A 249-nucleotide genomic window follows, 5' to 3' on the forward strand; every position below is an offset into this window, starting at 1 on the left:
TTCTTTTTCACGGATTTCACACATGAGCACGTTCTCGGCCAAGCCCGCCGAAGTGACGAAGAAGTGGGTTGTGATCGACGCCAAGGGTCTGGTCGTCGGTCGTCTCGCCACGCTCGTCGCGATGCGCTCCTTGATGCCACCGATGAAGCCGGTGTGCTTGTAGTAGACCTTCTGGTCGCGCTTGCGACCGGTCAGCACCACATGCGCGGCGTTGACGATGATGACGTTGTCGCCGCAATCGACATGCGG

Annotated in this window: 1 protein-coding gene; it reads right to left on the bottom strand. The window is 59.4% G+C overall.

Annotated features, from left to right (window positions below; translation table 11 throughout):
- The coding region (locus FNJ47_RS54250) for an uL13 family ribosomal protein (RefSeq protein WP_347341833.1) at positions 1 to 249 on the bottom strand (249 nt) is incomplete at both ends.

It is taken from the genome of Bradyrhizobium uaiense, assembly GCF_010811875.1.
Classification (GTDB): Bacteria; Pseudomonadota; Alphaproteobacteria; order Rhizobiales; family Xanthobacteraceae; genus Bradyrhizobium; species Bradyrhizobium uaiense.